This is a genomic window from Diaphorobacter sp. C33 (genome assembly GCF_030503915.1).
Taxonomy (GTDB): Bacteria; Pseudomonadota; Gammaproteobacteria; order Burkholderiales; family Burkholderiaceae_C; genus Diaphorobacter; species Diaphorobacter nitroreducens.
Map to the genome: position 1 here is coordinate 1,468,231 of NZ_CP129980.1, position 24,227 is coordinate 1,492,457.

A 24,227-nucleotide genomic window follows, 5' to 3' on the forward strand; every position below is an offset into this window, starting at 1 on the left:
CCTCGTCTCCTTGTGAGAATGAATACGCCGCAGCGTACAAGGGATGCAACGAGGCGCCGTTCAGGGATTGCCCCTAGCAGCTATCACCCATGTGACCGGCGCGCAGGAACAGCCCCTTGCGCACCGGCCCGGGCGCGCTCACAGGCCGGGCAACTGGTAGCCCGCCAGTTGCTCGCGCAGGCGGGTCTTGAGCATCTTGCCGGTGGCGCCCAGCGGGATCGCATCGACGAACACCACGTCATCGGGGATCTGCCACTTGGCGGTCTTGCCCTCGTAGAACTTGAGCAGTTCCTCGCGCGTGACCTGGGCGCCCGGACGCAGGGCCACCACGACGATCGGGCGTTCATCCCACTTGGGATGCGGCATGCCGACACAGGCCGCCATCGCCACGGCGGGGTGCGCCATAGCGATGTTCTCGATGTCGATGGAGCTGATCCACTCGCCGCCGGACTTGATCACATCCTTGCTGCGATCGGTGATCTGCATGAAGCCGTCCGGGTCGATGGTGGCCACGTCGCCCGTGGGGAACCAGCCCCGGCCCTGCTCGTCCTTGACGAGCGGGCTCTCGCCCTTGTAGTAGCTGTCCAGGATCCAGGGGCCGCGTACCAGCAGGTCGCCATAGCTCTTGCCGTCCCAGGGCTGCTCCTGGCCATCGGCGCCGACGATCTTCATGTCCACGCCATAGATGGCACGGCCCTGCTTTTGCAGGATGTGCATCTGCTCGTCCTTGCCCATCTGCAGGTGCTTGTTCTTGAGCGTGCACAGCGTGCCCAGCGGGCTCATCTCGGTCATGCCCCAGGCGTGCAGCACGGACACGCCGTACTCGTCCTGGAAGGCCGTGATCATGGCGGGCGGGCAGGCCGACCCGCCGATGACCGTGCGGCGCAGGGTGCTGAACTTCAGGCCCGCGGACTTCACATGGTTGAGCAGCATCTGCCACACGGTGGGCACGCCCGCGGCAAAGGTCACGCCCTCGGCCTCGATGAGGTCATGGACCGACTTGCCGTCCAGCGCCGGGCCGGGGAATACCACCTTGCAGCCCGTGAGGGCCGCCGAGTACGGGATACCCCAGGCGTTGACGTGGAACATCGGCACCACGGGCAGCACTGCGTCGCGCGCCGAGAGGTTCATCACATCGGGCAGCGCAGCGGCATAGGCATGCAGCGTGGTGGAGCGGTGGCTGTACAGCGCCGCCTTGGGGTTGCCCGTGGTGCCGCTGGTGTAGCACATGCTGGACGCTGAGTTCTCGTCGAACGTGGGCCACTGGTATTCGGCCGACGCGCCGCCGATCCAGTCTTCATAGCTGGTAAGGCCGGGGATGCCCGAGTCCGCAGGCAGCTTGTCGCTGTCGCACAGCGCCACCCATTTCTTGACCGTGGGGCACTTGGCATGCACGGCCTGCACCAGCGGCAGGAAGGTCATGTCGAAGCACAGCACCTGGTCCTCGGCATGGTTCACGATCCAGGCGATCTGGTCAGGGTGCAGGCGCGGGTTGATGGTGTGTAGCACGCGGCCCGAGCCGCTCACGCCGAAGTACATCTCCATGTGGCGGTAGCCATTCCAGGCGAGCGAGGCCACGCGGTCGCTGAACTGCAGGCCCAGCGCATCCAGGGCATTGGCCAGTTGGCGCGAACGCCGGGCCAGGTCGCGATAGGTGTAGCGATGGATGTCCCCCTCCACGCGGCGCGAGACGATTTCCCCGTCGCCATGGTGACGCTCGGCGAACGAGATCAACGAGGAAATCAAGAGAGGTTGGCTCTGCATCAGGCCCAGCATGGATGCTCCTTTGGTAATGAATTGTGGGTGTACGAAGACTGCGCCATCGTAGCGGGGAACATGGGGCTTTCCAGCCACGGAGCCATCCGGAGAAATCCCACGTTCGCGCCGCCTCCCGCGCACAAGGCCTTGGACCAGATCGGGGCATAGGGGCCCGGGGGACAATCCCCGCATGACGTTTGCCCCCACCCCTGACGCTACCCTAGTCGCGCCACTGGTGCCCGCCTGGCAGCCGGGCTTCGCCGCGCTGGGCTCGGCCTTCTTCACGCCGCTGCGCCCCACTCCCCTGCCCCAGCCTCACTGGGTGGGCACCAGCGCCGAGGTAGGCGCCTTGCTGGGCCTGCCCGAAGCCTGGCAGCAGCGCGACGACGCACTGCAGGCCTTCACAGGCAACGCCCTGCTGCCCGGCAGCCAGCCGCTGGCCAGCGTGTACAGCGGCCACCAGTTCGGCGTGTGGGCCGGCCAGTTGGGCGATGGCCGTGCCATCCTGCTGGGCGAAACCGCCACGGGCCAAGAGGTGCAGCTCAAGGGTAGCGGGCGCACGCCCTATTCGCGCATGGGCGACGGCCGCGCCGTGCTGCGATCTTCGATCCGCGAATTCCTGTGCAGCGAAGCCATGCATGCGCTGGGCATACCGACCACGCGCGCGCTGTGTGTGACCGGTTCGCCCGCGCCCGTGCAGCGCGAGGAGGTGGAAACCGCCGCCGTGGTCACGCGCGTAGCGCCCAGCTTCATCCGTTTCGGCCACTTCGAGCACTTCGCGGCGCGCGGCCAGGAAGCCGAGCTGCGCGCCCTGGCCGACTACGTGATCGACCGCTACTACCCCGACTGCCGCCGCTCGCAGGAATGGGAAGGCAACGCCTACGCCGCACTGCTGCATGCCGTGAGCGAGCGCACCGCTGCACTGCTGGCGCAATGGCAGGCCGTGGGTTTTTGCCATGGCGTCATGAACACCGACAACATGAGCATCCTGGGCCTCACGATGGACTACGGGCCGTTCCAGTTCCTGGATGCTTTCGACCCTGGACACATCTGCAATCACAGCGACGTACGCGGCCGCTACGCCTTCGACCGCCAGCCCAGCGTGGCGTACTGGAACCTGTTGTGTCTGGCCCAGGCGCTGCTGCCGCTGATCGGCGAGGTGGACACGGCGCGCGCCGCGCTGCAGTCGTACGAAGGCAGCTTTGGCCGGGAGTTCCTGGCGCGCATACGCGCCAAGCTCGGCCTGCAGCAGGCGCGCGAAGGCGACGCCGCTTTGGTCGATGGCCTGTTGCGGCTGCTGGCCGCCGACCGCGTGGACTACCCCATCTTCTGGCGCCGGCTGTCCGGTGCAGTAGCCACGGAGGATTTCGAACCCGTGCGCGATCTGTTCCTGGACCGTGCAGCTCTGGACGCCTGGTTGCTACAATATAAGGAGCTTTTAGCGCTTGATGGATGGGCGCTAGCAGCCGATTTGATGCATAAAACCAATCCACGCTTCGTGCTGCGCAACCACCTGGGCGAACAGGCGATTCGCGCCGCGAAACTCGGGGACTTCTCCGAACTCCAAACACTGCAAAGGTTGCTGGCGCGCCCCTTCGACGACCACCCGGGGCACGAGGCCTACGCCGGCTTTCCGCCCGACTGGGCGTCCTCCATCTCCATCAGCTGTTCCTCATGACCTACCCCATCCAGAAAACCGAAGACGAATGGCAGGCGCTGCTGCAGGCCAAGGGCGCCGAGCCCGCGGCTTACCAGGTCACGCGTCACGCGGCCACCGAGCGGCCCTTCAGCGGCAAGTACGAAGGCCACTGGGCCGACGGCAGCTACCACTGCGTCTGCTGCGGCGCCAAGCTGTTCGACTCCGACACCAAGTTCGACGCGGGCTGTGGCTGGCCCAGCTTCTCGCTTGCCGTGCCCGGTGCCATTCGGGAGATCGAGGACCGCAGCCACGGCATGGTGCGCACCGAGACCGTGTGTGCACAATGTGGGGCCCACCTGGGCCATGTCTTTCCCGACGGCCCCGCTCCTTCGGGTCTGCGCTATTGCATGAACTCCGCCTCGCTCGATTTCGACCCCCCGGCGCCATGAAACTGCTCATCGACTTCTTTCCCATCATCCTGTTCTTCGCCGCATTCAAGGTCTGGGGCATCTACGTGGCCACGGCCGTGGCGATTGCCGCCACCGTCGTGCAGATCGGCTACATCCGCCTCAAGCACGGCAAGGTCGAACCCCTGCAATGGCTGAGCCTGGGCGTCATCGTGCTGTTCGGCGGCGCCACCCTGCTGGCACACAGCGAAACCTTCATCAAATGGAAGCCCACCGTGCTCTACTGGCTCATGGGCGGCACCTTGCTCGTCGGCCAGTTGGTGTTCCGCAAAAACTTCATCCAGTCACTCATGGGCGCTCAGATCGATCTGCCCGCGCCCGTGTGGCGCAACCTGAACTGGGGCTGGACGGGCTTTTTCGCCACCATGGGTGTACTCAATCTGTGGGTGGCCTACAACTTCGACACCGACACCTGGGTGAACTTCAAACTGTTCGGTGGCATCGGCCTGATGTTCGCCTTCGTCATCGCACAGGCGCTGTACCTGAGCCGCCACGTCAAGGATGAGGGCGATGCCGCGCCCAAGGACCTGCAACCATGAACACCACGCCCTCCATCGCTATCACGGCAGAGGCCATGGCCGAACGCCTGCGCGCCACACTATCGCCCACCCATCTGGAAGTGGTGGACGAAAGCTGGCAGCACGAAGGCCATGCCGGCGCCAATGGAACCGGGTTTGGCACCCATTTCCGTGTGCGCATCGCGTCACCGTTATTTACAGGCAAGCGCAAGGTTGCACAGCATCGCCTTGTGTATGATGCGCTGCAGATTTTCATTGACCAAGGCGCCCACGCCATTGCCATTGAAACTCTCTGAAAAAACCCCGATCCAAGGGCGTTGCAGCCAGTCGTCTGCAGCCTATTTCCCAATCAGTGGATTCCCAATGAAGAAAAAGCTCTTGTCCGGCCTCGTGGCCGCAGCCGTGCTGGGCACGATGGCATTGCCCGTTGCCGCGCAAAACCTCGCCATCGTCAATGGCAAGGCGGTTCCCAAGGAACGTGCCGAAGTCCTGAAGCAGCAGGTGGAGCGCTCGGGCCGCCCGGTCACGCCCGAACTGGAAAACCAGATCAAGGAAGAAGTGATCGCCCGCGAGATCTTCATGCAGGAAGCGCAAAAGCGCGGCCTGGAAGGCTCTGCCGATTACAAGGCCCAGATGGAGTTGGCGCGCCAGACCATTCTGATCCGTGAACTGTTCGTGGATTTCCAGAAGAACAATGCCGTGACCGATGCCGAGATCCAGGCCGAGTACGACAAGTTCGTGGCCGCCAACGCTGGCAAGGAATACAAGGCCAGCCACATCCTGGTCGAAAAGGAAGACGAGGCCAAGGCCATCATTGCTTCCATCAAGAAGGGTGGCAAGTTCGAGGACATTGCGAAGAAGCAATCCAAGGACCCCGGATCCGGCGCCCGCGGTGGCGACCTGGACTGGGCCAGCCCGAGCAGCTACGTGGCTGAGTTCACGGAAGCGCTGGTGAAGCTGGAGAAAGGCAAGATGACCCAGACCCCCGTGAAGAGCCAGTTCGGCTGGCACGTCATCCGCCTGGACGATGTGCGCGAAGCCCAGCTGCCGAAGCTGGAAGAGGTCAAGCCCCAGATCGCCCAGCAACTGCAGCAGCAGAAACTGGCGAAGTTCCAGGAAGACCTGCGCGCCAAGGCCAAGGTGGAGTAACTACAGGCGCCTCGCGCACGACAACGCGGCCTTCGGGCCGCGTTTTTTTATGCCCGCCCCGCCAGCCAGCCTGCCAGCAACAGTCCTGCGATCAGGACGGGCTGGTGCAGCATGTAATAGCTGAGGCTATAGCGTCCCAAACCAGCCAGGGGCGCTACCACACGCGGCAACGGGCGGGACAGCCAGCCGTCCGAGCGCACAACGAGCCACTGCCCGGCCGCCATCCCCCACCACATGACGCCCAGCCACGGAAAGAGCGGCACATAGTCCTCGGTAAAGGGCTTTCGCGAAATCCAGCCCAACCAGTTGAGGCCCCGCCCATTGAATAGCGGCGCCCATTCTGAAAGAGGCCCCTGCAGCGCCCAGCCTGCGACCCAAGGCGACACCAGTGCCAGCAGCCCGGCCAACCACAGCCACCTGCCCCACCCTGCCGTCAGCCGCGTGATGACGAGCATCACTGCCATGCCATGCAGCACCCCAAAGTAAATGAAGCTACGCGGGAACATCAGAAAAGAGCCAACCGTTACCAGCAATGCACAGGCCGTGATCTGGCTCCAGCGACGGGCGAAACGCGCCCACCCAACCTGACGTTGCCAAGCCACCGCTTGTGCCAGCCCCGCACATCCCAGGAACAGACTGACGATGAGGGTTCGCTGCACAGTCCACAAGGGATCTGCCCGGAATTCCTGGGGCCAGTAGCCAAAATGGCTGAGGTCGAAGCAGAAATGGAAGGCCGTCATCCATACCATGGCGAACCCGCGCAATGCGTCCAGTCGGTCATGGCGTGTCTCGGCAGTTTTTTGAGCGGTCGTCAGCAAAACGCGTCCCACAAGTCCAGTAAAAAGGCTGGCGCTTCAAGCCCTTCAATGATCACCCTCCCCAGTACTCGCCCGATCAGGACAACCCAGCAACCAGAGGGAGCGCTAAATTATGGGGTGCGTATCACGGCGACGCCGCCGCATTAAGGTTTCTTTGCAGACGTTGGCTCGTTCACCAAATTCATAGCAGGCTCCCCAGCGCTGGGCTGCTCTGCCTCCCGGAATCGGCCGGCCCGGTTTGCATAGGTGGACTCATCGCCACCCGCTCCAAAGCGTCGCGCCCGGCCGCCATCCGCCGCATTTTCACCATCCACAATAGGCTCGTCCGTGGAGTCGTCCCGCATACCGTAGTTGTTGAAATGTCCACGGTCGCGTGCGCGTTGTTTCTGGTCTGCCGCCAGCCTTTCGGAAAGAGGCGCCGTACCAAATACTGCTTCTTCAGACATGCTTCTGCTCCTGCAATGAAAAATTCATCCTAGGAAGACAGGGACGGCACTGATGTAAGACGGTGCCGGAGGAGCCCAGCGGGGATTGTCTGTCATCGTTGGCCAGCGAACATGGCAGCCCGCAAAAACAAAGACAAAAGGGGTTAGGTCAATAGACCTAACCCCTTGATTCAATTGGTCGGAGCGGCGGGATTCGAACTCGCGACCCTCTGCTCCCAAAGCAGATGCGCTACCAGGCTGCGCTACGCTCCGACAGCTGGCATTCTAACCTGCCAGATTCTGTTCACCGCTAAAAATCGGCGGTATTTGTCACACTCAGCGATTGCCAGATGACGAGCCGGTGCCCGGCCCAGGGCCGCGCCCTGCAAGGTGGCGGAAAGTGATACGGCCCTTGGTCAGGTCGTAGGGCGACATTTCCAGCGACACTTTGTCGCCTGCCAGGATGCGGATATGGTGCTTGCGCATCTTGCCGCCGGTATAGGCGATGAGTTGGTGGCCGTTGTCCAGCGTCACGCGAAAGCGCGAATCCGGCAGGACTTCGGTCACGCTACCCTGCATTTCAATCAGTTCTTCTTTGGCCATGTGTGTGGTCAGTCTCTTGATAACAATTATCTATGGCGGCGCCTGGAAAAAGCCGATGCGTCCACTAACCCAAGGGCCGCATCGGCCCTTGAGGGGCTCGAAGCAAGGTGCAATGCAGGCAGGTGAGTTGCTGCACCAAAGGCGCAGGAGGCCGTAAGGCCGGGGAAACGGCTTCAATGGACAGGCGAAGCGCTGTGCATAAGCGGCGGAATTGTACTGCGATGTCGAAGCCGGGCCTATGGCCGGGCAACCGCGGCAGCCAAGGTCTTCACGAGGTCCGTCTGCGTGATGATGCCAACCAATTCCTGCGCATCGTTCACCACCGGGATGTGGTGGTGTCCCGCCTCAGAGAACAGAGGCACCAGATCCATCACATGCTGTTCAGACAGCACCTGCTGCACGGGAGACGACATCAGGCCTTGCACTTGCTCGGGACGTTTGGGCCGCCCCATGATGAGCGAGCGTAGACGCTGGCCCATGCCTTCATGCATGTCCAGATTGGCCAGGCGCATGAAGTCTGCCACCGTGACGATGCCGACCACCCTGCGCGCCCCGTCCACTACCGGCAACGCCTTGACGGCGTGCTTGCGCATGAGCGCCCAAGCATCCTTGAGGGGCGTCTCGGCAACCACCGCATGCACCGGTGATGACATGATCTCGCCGCATCGCAGCTCGCCAAGCGTGCGCTGGAAGGCGGCCTTGCCAGCCAAGTGCAAAAGCCCCTCCAGGTCGGCGCGACTGACATCCAGCACTTGGTTGTAGTGCGATAAGGCGGCATCCAAATCCGCCGAGATGAAAGCGCCAGATTCCTTATGCGCGGCCCCCCGCGCTCTTTGTGCATGCGGATAGCTGCGCCCGGTCAAGTGATTGAAGGCCATCCCCGTCAACACCAGCGCCAGCATATTGAGCAGCACCGGAAATACCGCAAAAGCCGCGCCGTCCTGCGGATTGAGCACAGCGAACAAGGCCATCGCCCCGCCGGGGGGGTGCAGGCAGCGCAATGCCAGCATGACCGCCACGGCAAGTCCCACGGCTGCGCCGCAGGCCAGAGCGACGTGGGGAACCAGCGTGGCGCAGGCAACGCCTACCATGTACGACAGCACGCTGCCCGCCAGCACTGGCCACGGCTGGGCGAGGGGGCTGGACGGCATCGCAATGATGAGCACCGCGCTGGAGCCCAGGGAGGCCACCATCCACGGGACCGGCAGGCCAGCCCCGAACCAATGCGCAAACAGCGCCACCACGGCCACGCAAAGCGTGATACCCGACACCATGCGCAAGCGTTCGCGCTGATTGACGCCAGCGGGTGCCGGCCAGAAAAGGCGCAGCCAGCCAGCGACGCGCCGCAAGACTGACGTCGGCGGCTCTACCGCAGCGTCTGTGCGAGGGAATGGGGATGCAGACATGAATGGGAGAAGGCGCCAAGCTGCGCAGAGAATCGGCACGGCGGCCGTGGCTCGAGGAAGCCGGGCATTATCCGGGCAAGCCCTGAACTTGCAGGGCATGTGGTTTTTTGCACCATTACGGGCATCCACAACCGCACGGGACGCACGGCTGGGGCGCAATCCACCCTCCCCTTAGAATCATCCGACTCCATCACCAGGATTACCGCCACGTGTCTGATCGTATCGCCGTACTGCCTCAGTACTTGTTACCCAAACAAGCCCTGACCTCCTTTGCCGGACGTATGGCGTCCGCGCGCGCGGGCCAATTGACCACCGCGGTCATCCGCCGGTTTGTGGCGCGCTACGGCGTGGACATGAGCGAGGCGGCCAATCCGGACATTGCAAGCTACGCAACCTTCAACGACTTCTTCACACGTGCGTTGCGCCCTGGACTGCGCCCGCTTGCCGATGCCGCGGTGGTATGCCCGGTGGATGGAGCAGTCAGCCAGATCGGCTCCATCGAGCAGGACCAGATCTTCCAAGCCAAGGGCCACCTCTACTCCACCGCGGCTCTGCTTGGCGGCGACGCCGAAATGGCCGCGCAGTTCCAGGATGGCAGCTTCGCCACCATCTATCTCAGTCCACGCGACTACCACCGCATTCACATGCCGTGCGATGGACGACTGGTGCGTATGGACCATGTGCCTGGGGCATTGTTTTCAGTGAACCCGGCCACCGCACGCGGTGTGCCCGGACTGTTTGCGCGCAACGAACGTGTGGTCTGCCTGTTCGAAACGCCCCTGGGCCCCATGGCGCTCGTGCTGGTAGGCGCCACCATTGTCGGCAGCATGGCCACGGTATGGCACGGCCAGGTCAATCCACCGCGTACCGGCCAACCGCGCCGCTGGGATTATGGGGACCGAGAAGTCGTGCTTCGTCAGGGTGATGAAATGGGGCGTTTTCTGCTGGGCTCCACGGTCGTGCTGCTGTTTCCCCGCGGCGCAGTGCAGTTCATGCCGGGATGGGAAGCAGCGCGGCCCGTGCGGCTGGGTGAAGCCATGGCGCACCGCTGCGGCATCTAGTTCACCTATTGGTGCGTTGATACCCGCTGTTCAGTGCCTCTCTGGCACCCGAGCAGTGGTAAACAAGGTGGGTTCGAGCTCCAGCTCCAGGGGGTCCACGGGTTCAGCGCGCCCCACCAGGTACACAGCCAGATCCTGGCGCCGCAGTGCTACATGGCTGACAGTTTCCCAACTTCCGGCTCGCCTCACCCGGGTGCCCGGCTTGAAGACCGGCATGCGGAATTGTCTAGACCATCCCCACGGCGCCTCGGCCGGATCTTGCGCTACGAGAGAGGGACTGGAAACCTGCATGCGCGCATCTTAGCGCGTCAGCGCAATGACCGTTGCTGCGCGAACCAGAGTGCTGCCTCCACCATGCGTTGCAGCGTGGGCTGAATGCGCCCGGCGCGCTCCGGCAGGTAGTTGAACGGCGGTGCCTCCTGCATATAGCTGCACTGTGTCATCTCCAGTTGGACCGCGTGGATGTTGCGCGCAGGCTCGCCGTAACGGCGCGTGATGTAGCCTCCCTTGAACCGTCCGTTGAGCACGGCCGTGTGGTCGAGCGCCGTTTCGGCAATGGCAAACAGCTCCTGCGCCAGCGCTGCATCGCAGCTCGTGCCTCCGGCGGTACCCAGGTTCAGGTCTGGCAATGTGCCGTCGAAGAAGCGCGGAAGGACCGACCGAATCGAGTGCGCATCCCACAACACCGCCACGCCATGGGTGGCGCGCATACGGTTCAACTCTTCCCGCAACTGGACATGGTAGGGCTCCCACAATGCCTCGCGCCGCGCGGCAACCTCGGCTGCGTCCGGCACGAGCCTGCCGCTATACAACGGCGTGCTGTCAAAGGCGTCCACAGGGCACAGCGCAGTGACGCTCTGGCCTGGGTAGAGGCTGGAGCCATCAGGAGGGCGATTGAGGTCAATCACATAGCGCGAGTGCGTGGCGACCAGTACTGAAGCTCCCATCGACTTCGCAAAACCGTAGAGCCGTTCCAGATGCCAATCGGTGTCCGGAACGCTCCGCGCCTCGGGATTGAGGCGCCTTGCGATGGCGTCTGGCACATGGGTGCCCACGTGGGGCATGGAAACCAGCAGTGGCGCGGTGCCTCTGTGGAAGGTGAAAGGGGGGCAATCGGAAGGCACGACATTCATGGCAATGGACAAGCGGGCGAACCAACAGTTGGCGTTAGTGCGCAACCTGGGCCGCAGTATGGCGCATCATCTTGAGGCTCAAGGGATCCCGTCCCACCTGCCGCACCGGCAACGACACACGCGCGTGTAGCCAAAGGCCAATGAGTCAGACCACTGTCCTCATGTATTGCCGAAGGGCTTTAAGGACCCGCCCGTATAATTTGTCCACCATGCCGAGATGGTTGATTGCGGTTTTCACCCTCCACTTCCTGCTGAGCGTGGGTGTCTCCGCATTTGGCAAGGTGCCACCCGTGGAACACCTGCGGCCAGCGGTCGCCTCCGTGCAGTTGGCACCAGCAGGCGAGGCCGCAATGGCAGCAGCCGCTGACCCTTCCGTGGCAAACGACGCGTTATCCGAAGGCGAGCACGGCCTGATGGACGCGCAGCAGGATCTACCGGACGATCAGAACATACGCGCCTTTCGCGGCAAGCCCCTCCATGGCTTGTTCAGTTGCCCCGCGCAATGGGAGAGAGCCGCCCTCTCCCCTGTGCTGAAAAAGCAGCCTAAACCTCCCAGGTCCCTGACTACGCGCGCCTAAAAGGTTGCGCCCGCCTGGACGCGTTCTGCGAACGCGAGAGACAGGTGCGCCGCGCAACGCCGGCGTGCAACCCCCTTCCTCTTTTCCTTCCTGACCATCGGACCGATGGCTTCAGGCCCTTTTCCTACCCTCAGGAACAGCACCATGCGTTTGACCACCCGAGGCAAACTCGCCGTCACTGCGGTCACCGATCTGGCCTTGCGCTCCCACGGCCGGCCCATCGCGCTTCCCTCCATCAGCGCCCGCCAAGGCATCTCCCTGTCATATCTCGAAGACATCTTCAGCGCACTGCGCCGCGCCGGCCTGGTCCACAGCATTCGCGGGCCCGGCGGAGGGTACACACTGACACGGCCGCCACAGGAACTATCCGTGGCAGATATCGTCATCGCCTCAGAAAAATACCTGGGCGGCGCCGATGACAAGGGCACGGACACCGGCACCGCATCGGCACCAGGCGAGATGACGGCCGAGCTGTGGGCCAGCTTTCACTCGCGTGTCATGGAATACCTGCAGTCCATTACGGTGGCGGACCTGCTGACCCAACGGGAAGCCAGCGCCTGCCATGCAGACCATTCTGCAGCCGTGGTAGTGGCCCCGCCCGCCAGCGCCACAGGCCGACGGGCAGCGAAAACCCAGCTACCGTCAGGGGATGTGCCGAACTCCGTATTTGCCTTGGGGCTTGCCGTTCCGCGCACCCGGACGAGTTGATGCGCCGGCATCCGTAGCGTCCTTCCCCGGAACGACACGGATGCCCGCCCTGGACGACGACACCGCCGACTATTTGCCGAGCAGGACCTTCAATGCGCTCTGCAGGCGGCGCGCGCCTGCCTCGTCGCTGGCGCCTTCCAGCACGCGCGCCACATCCTGCGTCCAGGTTTGCGCCGGCGACGGATCGTTGCGACGTGTGAGCAACTGCAGCTGCAGAGCACGCCGTGCGGCCAGTTGGTCTGCGGGCGTCGGGACCTCCGCCGCGATCTCCAGCCGCAGCAATGCTTCCGGGGCCCCCCCGGCCGCAGGTGCCGCAATCGCCTGCGACCAGGCGGTGCGCGCCGTGGGGGGCACCTTGCCGCCCAGTTCCTGGACGCTGGGCAATTGCGCAGCGTCGCGGCTTTTCCAGGCCGACAACAGTTGCGTGAGCGCTTCGCCATGGGCCTGTGCCGCCAGCTTGCGCAGCGCGCCCTGCGCATGCTCCATGGCGTCGCGTTGCGCGCGGAAAGCCGCATCACCCAGACGCGGACCTCGCGCAGCAGCAGCACCATCGCGCTCCCGCCCCCGCCCCTGCATACCGCTGTCCCGTGGGCCGCGGCCGTCACGCCGGTCGCCACCACGGCCGGTGACCGTGGGCTGCGCGGGCACCGCCTTGCGCGCCCCCGGCCGGTCATCGCCACGCACGGCCACCACCGGGCGCGCCGCAGGCACGGGTTTGGAAGTCGGCGCATCGTTTTGATCTGCTACCGAATCAGTAGCTGCTTGCGCTTGACCATCAATGGTTTGATCGGCTTTTTTATCCAAATTCTCGGAATCCCCCGATCCGCCGGCAGGCTCCTTCAGCGCGCGCTCCAGCGCGGCCATGGCACCGCGGATCTTCTGCGCATCGCCCGACGCATTGGCGGCCTCCAGCGCCTTGGATGCCTCCAGCACGGCCCGGTCGCGCGCGCTCAACTCGGAGGCACTGCGCTCACGTTCGGCCGACTTGCGGTTGAACGCCTCGTCGATGGGCTTGCGGAACGCGTCCCAGAGCTTCTGCTCATGCTTGCGATCCAGCGGCACCGCCTGCGCCTCGGCCTGCCAACGCTGCTGCAAGGCCTTGATGGCATCGATGCGCAGACCCGGGGCCGCACCCAGGGCGCCTGCCTCGTCGATCATGGCGTGGCGGCGCTCCAGGCTGGCCTTCTGCGCAGCCTCCAGCGGAGCGCTGGCAGCCGCCAGTGCCTGCTTCCACAGTGGCTGCAGTTCAGCGAACATCTTTTCGCTCACATGGCCACCGGTGCGCCAACGCTCGGCAAACTGGTGCAATGCACGACTGAAGGACTTCCAGTCCTGCGCAGCGGCAGCGGCCTGCGATTGGGCCCAGGCATTCACCTCTTCGATCAGCGCCAACCGCTGCGCACGGTGTTCGGCACCTTCGGCACGCACCTTCTCCAGCCAGCCCTCGACCACCTTGTGCGCGGCATTGCACGCATCGTCGAATTTCTTCCACAGGGCGTGGTTGGCCGGCGCCCCCTGGTCGGCCTGCTTCCACTGCTCGCGCAGCTGGCGCAGCGTTTCCTGCATCTTGCGCCCGCCGAGGGACTGTCCTTCCGGCCTGCGCAGCAGGGCCTCGGCCCGTGCCACGAGATCCTCGCGCACCTGGTCGGCGCTCCAGCGCTGCCAGCCCTCCAACTCGCCCGCGGCCACGAGGGCGGCGTGCACTTTCTGCTCCAGTTCGGCATCGATCAACTTGCCGTGCACCTTAAGCACGGCGCGCAGCGCAGTCGCTGCGCCAGCGCTGGCCTTGCCATGGCCCTGTGCGGTTTCCTGCTCCAGCTTGGCGAGGGCCTCCTGAACGGCCTGCAAGGCCTTCTCGCGCATTTCAGGAGTCGCCTGCGGCTTGGATGGGCGGGGGGCAGGCGTCTTGGCGGCGGCTCCCGCTTCTGAGGGTAGCCCGCGCGCCTGGCGCAGTTCGTCGGACCACACGGGCACGGGCGGCAGGGGAGCCGAGGGGTCTTCTGCCGCAAGCACAGCCTGCGTCAATGCCGACTGAAACGCCTCCCACACCACCAGCAACTGGGTGCGCGAAGCATCGAGCAACGCGGGAAAACGCGCTTCTACGCTGGGCCAGGCACTGTCGTCGGCAAGTGCCTGGGCCTGCTCCTGCCAGCGGCCGACATCGGCGTTCAGCAGTTCCAGCGCAGACTGCGCATCCTTCCACGGTTTGGTGGAGAGCACTTCGATGCGCTGCGCGAGCAGAACGGCGGCTTCGCGCTGCACCTGAACACGATGCTGCAGGTCTTCGATGGTTTTCACGCGCTCGTTCAGACGCTGTTTGAGCACCGACAGAGGTTCGCGGGACAGCGGCGCGCCGGCCTTGGCCGCATCGCGCTGCCAGGCGAGCGCGTCGGCAATGTTGAGCTTGGCGGCCGCGAGCAGCGCTTCGGCCTTGGCTGCCCATTCGGCGGCGATCGCCTCCTGGCCCTCCGCGCGCCGAATCTCGTCCAGTCGCTCACGCACTGCGCGCGCGGCGCCTTTGTCCCGCGCACTCAATTCCTTGAATACTTCCTGGAGCTTTTCCACGCCAGGCTGGGTGGACAACCATTCACGGATGCGTGCCGAGCGTTCACCCGACGTGGCCGCAGAGAAAGCGCCGCCCGTCAACGCATCAAGGGGATGCGGCTCGCTGGTTTTGGCAGGGACCGGGGTCGCGTCAGATGCGTCGGACATTTTGCTACGTGAAGAAAAAGGGAACATGGATTTATCAAGGTGCAAGCGAGCCACCTTGCGCCAACAGCGCAAGCAGTAGGTGGGCATCGCTCACGGACAAGCGGCTATTTTCGCCCGGTTTTACACCGCCTTCCCGCTGCGCCAGATCAGGAATCTGAGGGATAGACGGGATGGCGCGGGAACCGCGCTCGCATTCGAACGGTACTGTACCGGTAGCCACACCCTGTGAGGTTACAAAATCCCGCGCACCCCTCACTGGGCATTCAAAGAAAGCTCTGCCTTCGGCTGCCATCGCGCATCCTCCCCGCCCGGCTGCAGCTTGCTTGCGCCTACGAACAAACGTTCAAGCGGGACTTGCTGTTGCGCCAGGTAGTCCCGCACGGCCACCCCTCGCGCCAGGGCTAGATCCGCCATGGCGTTGTCCGGAATTGTCAGGTTGTGCATCAGCAGGGCCTCCATCTCTGCAACGGGTACGTCCTTCGCCAAGCCGACGAAGTTGCGCGGTTTGCGGATGTCGGACCGGCGATACAACTCCTTCAGCAGCGCGGGGTATTCCTCGTCAGTGAGCGGTGCGATGCTGTCCGCAGGTTCACCCGCACGGATGGCTGCCCTGCGCTTTTGCGCCTCGGCCATGTCTCGCAAGCGCTGGCGTTTCCATGCCAGCCGCTCGGCGTTGGGCTGTGCCCAACCCACGACCGTGACCTTCAGTGCGGGGCGGTTGTTCAGTTCGTTGGCGATTTTGTCCAGTTGCTGTCGGGCCTTCTCATCCAGTTCTGCACTGCCCAGCGCGAAGAGAACCGCACCCTGCTCGCCCGCGTCGCTGAAAGCGCCAGCCAACAGGGAAAAGGGGGCGGTGATCGCTTTCATGATGAGGTTGCCGATGACCTTCAGGATGACCGCTCCCAGACGGAATTCGGGGTCGTTGAGGGAGCCGCTGATGGGCAGATCCACGTCGATGATCCCATTGCGGTCCGCCAGCAGGGCCGTCGCCAGCCGCACGGGCAGACTGGCGGACGCGCCCTCCACGGGTTCCCCAAACGCCAGTTGGTTCAATACCAGCTTGTTGGTGGCGATGAGCTGCCCATCGGGCAAGATCTTGTACGCCACGTCCATGCTGAGCTTGCCCTTCTCGATCCCATGACCCGCGTACTTGATGCTGTAAGGCGACAACGGGGGCAACTCAAGGTCACGCATGCGCCCCTGAATATCCAGCGCCAGGGGCTTGACCAGCGGGTTGATGCGGCCGGTGACTTCCAGTGACGCCGTCCCCTGGGCGCGACCGCGCAATTCCAGGTCGGCCATCTGCGGCGCTGCCCCCGCCTCCGGCGACACCGAGGAAAATGCGCTCAACCGGCCCGTGAGCGCACTCAGGTCGGCAGAGTAGTTGGGTTTGATGAAGTAATCCGTGAAGCGCACTGACCCATTGGTCAGCGCCACGGGACCAAAGCGGATCTGCGGAGCCGAAGGGGCCGCTGCCGGAGCGGCGGGCGCAGCGTTCGATGCCGCAACCGCGTCTTCCGCTGCCGAAGCCTTGCGAATATCCTGCAAATTGATGCGGCCGTCTTCCTGCACGATGATCCGTGCGAAGAAATCGCTGAGCGCCGTTTCCTTCACATCCAGAGACACAGGCTGGTCTGGCTGCAAATTCATCGCCACTCCGCGCAACGCCAGGGATTTCCAGCGCAGCAGATCCTCGCCCCGCGCGCCTACGCTCCGCTCGCCGGCCTTCGTCTCCTCAGGCATGTCCAAGCCAGCCTTGGCGCGCACGCGCACCTCGTCCAGCGACACATCCCCCTTGACCGAAACAGTGGCGCCGGCATTCCCCTGGACATAGCGCACGTCTCCGTCGAAGCCACCATCGGCGCGGAGGATGTCGACATTAAGCTCCTGCCCTACATAGGGCTCCAGCGCGTGCAACGGCAGGTGTTGGGCGCGTACCTTGCCCTGCGCCGTCAGAACGGGCGCCATCGCCACCGAGCCCTCGTAGCGCAATCGCCCGGATTCAGTCCTCCCTGCACCCACCCGGCCTTCCAGGCGCAATGACGTGGGAGTGACCCGCCCGTCCGCATAAGCGAAATCCCGCGCGTGCAGTTGCAGATCGAACACATTCAGCGCTACGGCGCTCTGCGCTACCGCGTCGCGCAAAGCCACTGCTGCGCCATCGATCTCCAGGGAAGCCAGCCCCATGGACCAGGGAAGACCCGCAGCCTTTGGAGCGTCCGCGTTGGGCCCCTTCACCCCCGGGGGCGACACGCCCCACTGTTCAAACATCCACTCCCCCGTGCGAGTGCGCGACAGCAGCAGGCGCGGCCTCTGCAACGAAATCCGCTCTACCGATACGGCGCGCTGGGGCCAGCGTACCCAGGCATTGCCCGCTTCCAGCCGGCTCCACGCGGCCAGTGAATCCTCAGGCGCGTCCTTGATTCCTGCGCTCTGCAGTGGAACGCATTGTTCCTTGGAGGCGCAACGCAGCGCCAACTTATCCACGGACAACGCAGCCACCTTCGCCAGCACGACATCGCCATGCCGTGCTATTCCCAGGTCCGCATCCACGGAACCTTCCACGCGGGGTTGCAGCACGCCCGCCAGATAGGGCGCAGCGATGGACAGCGGCAGGCCCTTGATGGAAAGGGCGGCCTGCGCCTGCGAGGCACTCACTTGGCCCAGCACAGCCAATCGCGCGGATTCGCTGCTGCCGGCGGCCGCAGACTGCCTGAGGGAAGCACTCGCACGCAGTTGCGTGGGCTGTTCCAGCGGCAAGGCAATGGACGACGCTTCTACCTGCAGGTCTTCCACCTCCCACGCGGCGATCCCCCGCGGCAGGCTGGCATCGGTCCATTGGATGAAGCCATCCCGCAAACCCACCCTGGCGATATGGACACGCCAGGGCTCCGCAGACTCCTTTGTCTGTGGCGCTGGGTGCTCGTCCCTGTCGGCCCGTGGCAATCCCGCAAGCTTTACTTCACCCGCCTCATTTCGGCGTACATGTGCACGCGCGCCGCGCCATTCCAGCAGATCAATGTTGATCCTGCGCCGCAGGGGCTCCGCCTCCTTGAATACGGCACGCATTTCCTCGAATTGCAGCAAAGGCTGCTCCTGCGCATCGGTGGCATGTACCCCGCTCAGTTGCACATCCCCGGAAATCAGCAGTCGAGGGGTCTCCCGCTGCTCGAACCCTAGTTGAACATCCGCGCCCAATCGCCCCGCCTTGAGCCGCACCGGCACGCTGGGCGGCAGGTAGCGGCCGAAGGGGGCCAGGTCGAAATTCTCAATATGCAGGCGAACCTCGGCTTGCCTGGCGCCCGTGAAGAGAGTGGCCATCGCTGAGGTATCAAAGGTGCTGCCGTTGAGCTCAAAAGCCAGGCGCGGCGTCACCTTGACCTCGCGGTCCGCAGAAAAACTGCTCAGGAAAGGAACGTCCAGTTCCACGCGGCGCAACGTGTGCACCACCTCCACCGTACGGTCATCGAATTCGACGACACCACCCTTCAATGCGATATTGAAGAGCGCGAAATGTGCCGGCTCCGCGGCTGATTTCTCGCCCTGCGGCTTCGCCGCCATGAGCGCGAGCAGGTCGTCCACGTCATAAACCCCTGGGGCCAATTGCGTGACACGAACTACCGGGTCGTCTACCTGCAGCGCATCGATCACTGGAGCGCCCCGCCAAAGGGATTGCAATTCAGCGTCTATATAGATGCGGCCCACCCGTACCTGCTCTGAACTGCCATCCTTTGACGCCAGGGCTACGCCGTGCAAAGTGGCCTCCAAAGTCCAGGGCAAAAACTCCACCCGTTCGACCGTCAGCTTGCGCCCCAGCGCTTCACTCGCATGCCTTTCAATCTGCGACTGCGCCAGCGGAGGGACCACCAGCCAACCGAGCAGCCACGCGCCGCCCCAGCACAGCACCAACCATGCAAATCGACGAATCCAGGGGTTGTTCTTGATGACTTGCAGCACGCGGCACCTATTCTGTTGAGCTACCAACGCAATGGGACCGGTCCCGCGCTGACGCAGGCAGGTAAAAAAACGCAAAAAAAGAAAGCCCGGTGTCGAACTTCTTCGTACACCGGGCTTGACGGCTGACACAACGGTCTTTCGCCATCTTTTTGCGCTTGGGAGAGGATCGTCTCAAGCGCAGGAGGCAAGGGATTGCCTCCAGGGGTTGCCTTGGAGGAGATCTCATGTGACGCGGCACTGTCTGCCATTCATCGCACTGATCGCCCCGTTTGGCGGATGCCTGAATCGTTCAGGCGCCTCAAAGATAGCAAATTCGAGCGCGCGTTCCAACAGCTTTTAGCAATGAAAAATTTCATGCAATTGACTGTTTCATCAAGCAGTTGAATTGCTTGCGCACAGACCCCTCTTAAAAGGACATGCGCGAAAAATCTGTGCTTTCCCACAGATTGAACAGAACTTTTTGTTCTAAAAAATTCAAATGTTAGTGTTGACCTTGAATTTGGAGACCTCCTAGAATCCGCCAGCCCTCAACCAAGGCCTAGTAAAAACCCTAGCCGCTACAGATTTCGGCTACGACAGTCAACAGATTCCCCTGGGCCTAACGGGCCTAAACGGACTGAACGGCATACCCACCCAGACCCCTCCGTCTGGCAGGACCGGACTCCTGAGCAACCACGACAGTGCTCTTCGCTCAGGAGCCGACTTAGAAAGGAAAGCTATGACAGCGTCAGGAAATGTGATTGCCGGCGTCCGCACGTTTGCGGCCGATGTGATCAACGGTTTTCTGGAAGTGACACACAGCGGCTTCGCCCTGCTCGGGCTGGGCGTCGTCTTCGGCGTAATCACACTTACGGCACGCCCGGACCTGCGCCAGGCAGGAGAAGAAGAACTCATGGGCTGGCTGCAGGCCCGCCAGGAAGCCGTAGTGGGCTTCCCTATGGAGCCTGCCGCAAGCGAGCGGGCAGTAGCGCTCAACCCCAAGGAGTTGCCGCGGGAACAGGCTGCCGTGGCCTACTGGCTCAGCAAGAAGTACCGCGTGGCGCCCGAACCGCTGGCGGCACTGGTCACCGAGGCGTATGAAATCGGCGCGCGGACCAAACTGGATCCCACCTTGATCCTGGCCGTCATGGCCGTGGAATCGAGCTTCAACCCGTTTGCACAAAGCCCGGTAGGTGCGCAAGGCTTGATGCAGGTGATGACGCGCGTGCATACCGACAAGTACGAAGGCTTTGGTGGGCACCTGGCGGCATTCGATCCCGTGGCCAACCTGCGCGTGGGCGTGAAGGTGCTGCAGGAGTGCATCGCGCGCGCCGGCTCGCTGGAGGGCGGGCTGCGTTACTACGTCGGCGCAGCCAACCTGCCCGACGACGGGGGCTACGCCGCCAAGGTACTGGCGGAGCATTTCCGGCTGCGCCAGGTCGCCAATGGTCGCACGGGCGTTTCTCCCGCCGGCCCAGTGAATCCACCTCTCTTGTCCACCAAGGCTCCTGCCACACCGGAAGCCGCACCTGCAACCCCTGCCACTGGCGAGAAGGTGGCCCTGCTGAGCGGCCTCTGAAGGAACCTACTCTGGCACTGATGAAGGGCGTGCTCAGCTACACTAGCAGGGCACGCAACTGGCGATAGGCGCGGAGGTCTTCCGGGACACCGCCGCTGACGTGGACACCGGCAGGAAACAGCGTTTTTCTGCAAACCACTGGGGAGCGTGCCGCGCGGCAGGCACCAGCCCCGCAGCGATCCGTCGTTCGCCTGGGCAGCCCTTGATTGCCAAGGGACACTTAGTTCATCGGACTGCCATGTACCAACGCAATATTCTTGTCGAACAAACCGATCCCGAGGTGTGGGCCGCCATCCAGGCCGAAGACCGCCGCCAGGAAGAGCACATCGAGCTGATCGCCAGCGAGAACTACGCCTCGCCCGCCGTGATGGCCGCTCAGGGCTCGCAGCTCACCAACAAGTACGCCGAAGGCTACCCTGGCAAGCGCTACTACGGCGGCTGCGAGAACGTGGACGTGATCGAGCAGTTGGCCATCGACCGCATCAAGCAACTCTTCGGCGCTGAAGCGGCCAATGTGCAGCCCAACTCGGGTTCGCAGGCCAACCAGGCTGTGCTGATGGCCTTCCTGAAGCCCGGCGACACCATTCTGGGCATGAGCCTGGCCGAGGGCGGCCACCTCACGCACGGCATGCCGCTGAACATGAGCGGCAAGTGGTTCAACGTAGTCTCCTACGGACTGAACGACAAGGAAGAGATCGACTACGACGCGCTGGAAGCCAAGGCCCGCGAGCACAAGCCCAAGCTGATCATCGCCGGCGCCTCCGCCTACGCCCTGCGCATCGACTTCGAGCGCTTCGCGAAGATCGCCAAGGAAGTCGGCGCCATCTTCTGGGTGGACATTGCCCACTATGCCGGCCTGGTCGTCGCGGGCGAGTACCCCAACCCGGTGCCGTTCGCGGACGTGGTGACCTCCACCACGCACAAGAGCCTGCGCGGCCCGCGCGGCGGCATCATTCTGATGAAGGCTGAGCGCGAGAAGGCCATCAACAGCGCCATCTTCCCCGGCCTGCAGGGCGGCCCGCTGGAGCACGTCATCGCCGCCAAGGCCGTGGCCTTCAAGGAAGCCCTGTCACCCGAGTTCAAGCAGTATCAGCAGCAGGTGACCAAGAACGCCAAGGTGTTCGCGGAAACGCTGATCCAGCGCGGACTGCGCATCGTGAGCGGTCGCACCGAAAGCCACGTGATGCTGGTGGACCTGCGCGCCAAGGGCATCACCGGCAAGGAGGCCGAGGCAGCCCTGGGCAAGGCCCATATCACGATCAACAAGAACGCGATCCCCAACGATCCCGAAAAGCCGATGGTCACCAGCGGCATTCGTGTGGGCACGCCCGCCATCACGACACGGGGTTTCAAGGAAGAGGAAACGCGCCTCACGGCCAACCTGGTGGCCGACGTGCTGGACAATCCGCATGACGAGGCGAACCTGGAAGCCGTGCGCGCCAAGGTGCACGCGCTGACCAGCCGCTTCCCGGTCTATCGCTGATCGACCACCGCGATGAAGTGCCCCTTTTGCAGCCATCAGGAGACGCAGGTCGTCGAGACCCGCGTCTCCGAGGACGGGGACTTCATCCGCCGCAGGCGCCAGTGCGGCGCCTGCGACAAGCGCTTCACGACCTACGAACGACCGGAAGTCAACTTCCCCACGGTCGTCAAGAAGGACGGCCGCCGCGTCGAATACGACCGCGAGAAACTGCTGGGATCGTTCAAGCTGGCGCTGCGCAAGCGCCCGGTGAGCACAGTGCAGATCGACTCGGCCATCGAGCGCATCGAGGAAAAGCTGCTCAACCTGGGGCAGCGCGAGATTCTGTCCAGCCGCATCGGCGAGCTGGTCATGCGCGAGCTGAAGAAGCTCGACAAGGTGGCCTATGTGCGCTACGCCAGCGTGTACCGCAGCTTCGAGGACATCGACGAGTTCCGTGCGCTGGTGGACGAAGTCCGCAAGTAAGCCGCAGCTCTCCCATTGCTCTTCTATTGATAGCTGGCAGCACCCACTGGGCGGGCGCTACAGCCGTTTTTGACCATCACCCCAGGCGGACTGCCGGAATCGGAGCCACGGCCTGCACCACGTCGCCGCATTGCGCACGGTGGCGCAGCGCATGGTCCATGATGACCAATGCAAGCAACGCCTCGGCGATCGGCGCGGCGCGGATGCCCACGCAGGGGTCGTGGCGCCCCTTCGTGATCACCTCGGTACTCTGGCCGTGGATGTCGATGGACTCGCGCGGGCTGATGATGGAACTGGTGGGCTTGATGGCCAGCGACACCTCGAGGTCCTGCCCGGTGCTGATGCCGCCCAGCACGCCACCCGCGTTGTTGCTGGCGAAGCCCGTGGGCGTGAGCGAATCGCCGTGCGTGGTGCCGCGCTGGGCCACGCTGGCAAAGCCTGCACCGATCTCCACACCCTTCACGGCGTTCAGGCCCATCATCACATGGGCGATGTCGGCGTCCAGCTTGTCGTACAGCGGCTCGCCCAGCCCCACGGGCACGCTGGTGGCCTGCACACGAATGCGCGCGCCGCAGGAGTCGCCAGACTTGCGCAGCGCGTCCATGTAGTCCTCGTAGGCCTGCACGTCGGCCACCGGTGCGAAGAAGGGGTTGTGCGGCACATGCTCCCAGCTCTCGAACGGGATGGGCAGCTCGCCCAGTTGGGTCATGCAGGCACGAAAGCGGGTGCCGTATTTCTCGGCCAGCCATTTCTTGGCCACCGCGCCGGCGGCCACGGTGGGTGCCGTGAGGCGCGCAGACGAGCGGCCGCCACCGCGCGGGTCGCGCAGGCCGTACTTGTGCCAGTAGGCATAGTCGGCATGCCCCGGGCGGAAGCTCTGCGCGATGTTGCCGTAGTCCTTGCTGCGCTGGTCGGTGTTGCGGATCAGCAGCGCGATGGGCGTGCCGGTGGTCTTGCCCTCATATACGCCCGAGAGGATTTCCACCGCATCCGGCTCGTTGCGCTGCGTCACATGGCGGCTGGTGCCGGGGCGGCGGCGGTCCAGGTCGGCCTGAATGTCGGCCTCGGACAGTTCCATGCCGGGCGGGCAGCCGTCGATCACGCAGCCGATGGCGGGGCCATGGGATTCACCAAAGTTGGTGACGCAAAAAAGGGTACCGAGTGTGTTGCCGCTCATAGGAGTGCGATTATCCCTGAGCCACTGTTACTACCAAAAAAATAGCTGCCAGCGCTTGATTGACAAGCGCTGGCAGCTATTTTGATCACCAAATCAGTTGGCCGGCCGCGATTCTTCCTGCGGCCAGTCGCGGATGTAGGCCTTGAGCAGCTTGTTCTCGAAATTCTGGCTGTCCACCACGGCCTTGGCCACGTCGTAGAAGCTGACCACGCCCATCAGCATGCGCTTGTCCATCACGGGCATGTAGCGCGCGTGGCGGCCCAGCATCATGCGGCGCACCTCGTCCATGTCGGTCTCCAGGGTGCAGGTCAGCGGCGCGTCGTCCATGGCGGTACGCACCAGCATGGTGCCCACGCCGCCACCATTTTTCGTCAGCGCCTGGATCACCTCGCGGAAGGTGAGCATGCCCACCAGGTCGCCATGTTCCATCACGACCAGCGAGCCGATGTCCTTCTCGGCCATGGCATCCACGGCGCGGGCCAGCGGCTCGTCGGGATGCACGGTGTAGAGGGTGTTGCCTTTGAGGCGCAGGATGTCGCTGACTTTCATGGGGAGTCTCCGAAGGGTTCTGCAGGCGCTGCATGCAGCCCGATAGCGAATAAATATAGCCCACAA

Annotated in this window: 21 protein-coding genes, 1 tRNA gene and 1 riboswitch; of the genes, 10 read left to right on the forward strand and 12 right to left on the reverse strand. The window is 63.8% G+C overall.

Translation table 11 applies throughout. The features are described 5' to 3' along the window. Positions 1-138: 138 nt before the first annotated feature. On the reverse strand, positions 139-1,776 hold the full coding sequence (locus QY917_RS06955) for a 3-(methylthio)propionyl-CoA ligase (protein WP_011804949.1): 1,638 nt from the start codon (positions 1,774-1,776) through the stop codon (positions 139-141). 172 nt (positions 1,777-1,948) lie between these two features. On the opposite strand from QY917_RS06955, the gene QY917_RS06960 reads away from it, so the two are divergent. The 5 genes from QY917_RS06960 (at position 1,949) to QY917_RS06980 (ending at position 5,531) form a co-directional block, all read left to right on the forward strand. After that, positions 1,949-3,436, forward strand: coding sequence for a YdiU family protein (locus QY917_RS06960; protein ID WP_123675700.1), 1,488 nt, complete (start codon positions 1,949-1,951; stop codon positions 3,434-3,436). After that, positions 3,433-3,846, forward strand: coding sequence for a peptide-methionine (R)-S-oxide reductase MsrB (msrB, locus tag QY917_RS06965; protein WP_123675699.1), 414 nt, complete (start codon positions 3,433-3,435; stop codon positions 3,844-3,846). The genes QY917_RS06960 and msrB overlap by 4 nt, the downstream gene beginning before the upstream one ends. Then, positions 3,843-4,403: a septation protein A gene (locus tag QY917_RS06970; protein WP_011804946.1), complete on the forward strand. Its 561-nt coding sequence runs from the start codon at positions 3,843-3,845 to the stop codon at positions 4,401-4,403. The genes msrB and QY917_RS06970 overlap by 4 nt, the downstream gene beginning before the upstream one ends. Continuing rightward, positions 4,400-4,678 carry a BolA family transcriptional regulator gene (locus QY917_RS06975; protein WP_088886532.1) on the forward strand — a complete coding sequence of 93 codons (279 nt, stop codon included), beginning with the start codon at positions 4,400-4,402 and terminating at the stop codon, positions 4,676-4,678. Before QY917_RS06970 ends, QY917_RS06975 begins: the two co-directional genes overlap by 4 nt. Before the next feature lie 67 nt (positions 4,679-4,745). After that, complete coding sequence (locus QY917_RS06980; RefSeq protein WP_015913520.1) at positions 4,746-5,531, forward strand: peptidylprolyl isomerase; 786 nt, start codon at positions 4,746-4,748, stop codon at positions 5,529-5,531. A gap of 47 nt (positions 5,532-5,578) precedes the next feature. On the opposite strand, the gene QY917_RS06985 is transcribed toward QY917_RS06980, so the two are convergent. The 5 genes from QY917_RS06985 to QY917_RS07005 all read right to left on the reverse strand — a co-directional run bounded on the left by QY917_RS06985 (position 5,579) and on the right by QY917_RS07005 (position 8,783). After that, complete coding sequence (locus tag QY917_RS06985; protein WP_123675698.1) at positions 5,579-6,349, reverse strand: heparan-alpha-glucosaminide N-acetyltransferase; 771 nt, start codon at positions 6,347-6,349, stop codon at positions 5,579-5,581. 143 nt (positions 6,350-6,492) lie between these two features. Beyond that, complete coding sequence (locus QY917_RS06990) at positions 6,493-6,795, reverse strand: hypothetical protein (RefSeq protein ID WP_123675697.1); 303 nt, start codon at positions 6,793-6,795, stop codon at positions 6,493-6,495. Between the two features lie 175 nt (positions 6,796-6,970). Then, positions 6,971-7,047: transfer RNA gene (locus QY917_RS06995), tRNA-Pro, on the reverse strand. A 63-nt stretch (positions 7,048-7,110) separates the two neighbouring features. Next, positions 7,111-7,377 (reverse strand): translation initiation factor IF-1, encoded by a 267-nt coding sequence (gene infA / locus QY917_RS07000; RefSeq protein ID WP_011804941.1) that lies wholly within the window; start codon positions 7,375-7,377, stop codon positions 7,111-7,113. 236 nt (positions 7,378-7,613) lie between these two features. Next, entirely contained in the window at positions 7,614-8,783 is a 1,170-nt protein-coding gene (locus QY917_RS07005) for an HPP family protein (protein ID WP_123675696.1), read from the reverse strand. A gap of 209 nt (positions 8,784-8,992) precedes the next feature. On the opposite strand from QY917_RS07005, the gene asd reads away from it, so the two are divergent. Then, positions 8,993-9,844, forward strand: coding sequence for an archaetidylserine decarboxylase (gene asd, locus QY917_RS07010; RefSeq protein WP_123675695.1), 852 nt, complete (start codon positions 8,993-8,995; stop codon positions 9,842-9,844). A gap of 30 nt (positions 9,845-9,874) precedes the next feature. On the opposite strand, the gene QY917_RS07015 is transcribed toward asd, so the two are convergent. Both QY917_RS07015 and hutG read right to left on the reverse strand, forming a co-directional pair. Further along, a complete protein-coding gene (locus tag QY917_RS07015) occupies positions 9,875-10,135 on the reverse strand; it encodes a hypothetical protein (protein ID WP_011804938.1) in 261 nt (86 codons plus the stop codon). Positions 10,136-10,152: 17 nt separating this feature from the next. Continuing rightward, positions 10,153-10,977, reverse strand: a complete 825-nt coding sequence (gene hutG / locus QY917_RS07020; protein ID WP_123675694.1) for an N-formylglutamate deformylase — start codon at positions 10,975-10,977, stop codon at positions 10,153-10,155. Between the two features lie 722 nt (positions 10,978-11,699). Between hutG and QY917_RS07025 the strand changes: the two genes are divergently transcribed. Next, entirely contained in the window at positions 11,700-12,263 is a 564-nt protein-coding gene (locus QY917_RS07025) for an Rrf2 family transcriptional regulator (RefSeq protein ID WP_123675692.1), read from the forward strand. 69 nt (positions 12,264-12,332) lie between these two features. Here QY917_RS07025 and QY917_RS07030 read toward each other — a convergent pair whose 3' ends face one another. Continuing rightward, entirely contained in the window at positions 12,333-14,975 is a 2,643-nt protein-coding gene (locus QY917_RS07030) for a DUF349 domain-containing protein (RefSeq protein ID WP_123675691.1), read from the reverse strand. Between the two features lie 252 nt (positions 14,976-15,227). Continuing rightward, complete coding sequence (locus tag QY917_RS07035) at positions 15,228-18,932, reverse strand: DUF748 domain-containing protein (RefSeq protein WP_123675690.1); 3,705 nt, start codon at positions 18,930-18,932, stop codon at positions 15,228-15,230. Between the two features lie 718 nt (positions 18,933-19,650). Here QY917_RS07035 and QY917_RS07040 point away from each other — a divergent pair. From QY917_RS07040 to nrdR, 3 genes are all read left to right on the forward strand, one after another. Further along, complete coding sequence (locus QY917_RS07040; protein ID WP_123675689.1) at positions 19,651-20,490, forward strand: lytic transglycosylase domain-containing protein; 840 nt, start codon at positions 19,651-19,653, stop codon at positions 20,488-20,490. 44 nt (positions 20,491-20,534) lie between these two features. Further along, positions 20,535-20,694, forward strand: a riboswitch (ZMP/ZTP riboswitch). Between the two features lie 34 nt (positions 20,695-20,728). After that, on the forward strand, positions 20,729-21,973 hold the full coding sequence (gene glyA / locus QY917_RS07045; protein ID WP_123675688.1) for a serine hydroxymethyltransferase: 1,245 nt from the start codon (positions 20,729-20,731) through the stop codon (positions 21,971-21,973). 12 nt (positions 21,974-21,985) lie between these two features. Next, a complete protein-coding gene (gene nrdR, locus QY917_RS07050; protein WP_011804930.1) occupies positions 21,986-22,435 on the forward strand; it encodes a transcriptional regulator NrdR in 450 nt (149 codons plus the stop codon). 76 nt (positions 22,436-22,511) lie between these two features. On the opposite strand, the gene aroC is transcribed toward nrdR, so the two are convergent. Together aroC and QY917_RS07060 are read right to left on the reverse strand one after the other, a co-directional pair. After that, positions 22,512-23,612, reverse strand: a complete 1,101-nt coding sequence (aroC, locus tag QY917_RS07055) for a chorismate synthase (protein ID WP_123675687.1) — start codon at positions 23,610-23,612, stop codon at positions 22,512-22,514. A 93-nt stretch (positions 23,613-23,705) separates the two neighbouring features. After that, positions 23,706-24,161: a CBS domain-containing protein gene (locus QY917_RS07060; RefSeq protein ID WP_047351400.1), complete on the reverse strand. Its 456-nt coding sequence runs from the start codon at positions 24,159-24,161 to the stop codon at positions 23,706-23,708. Between the last annotated feature and the right edge of the window lie 66 nt (positions 24,162-24,227).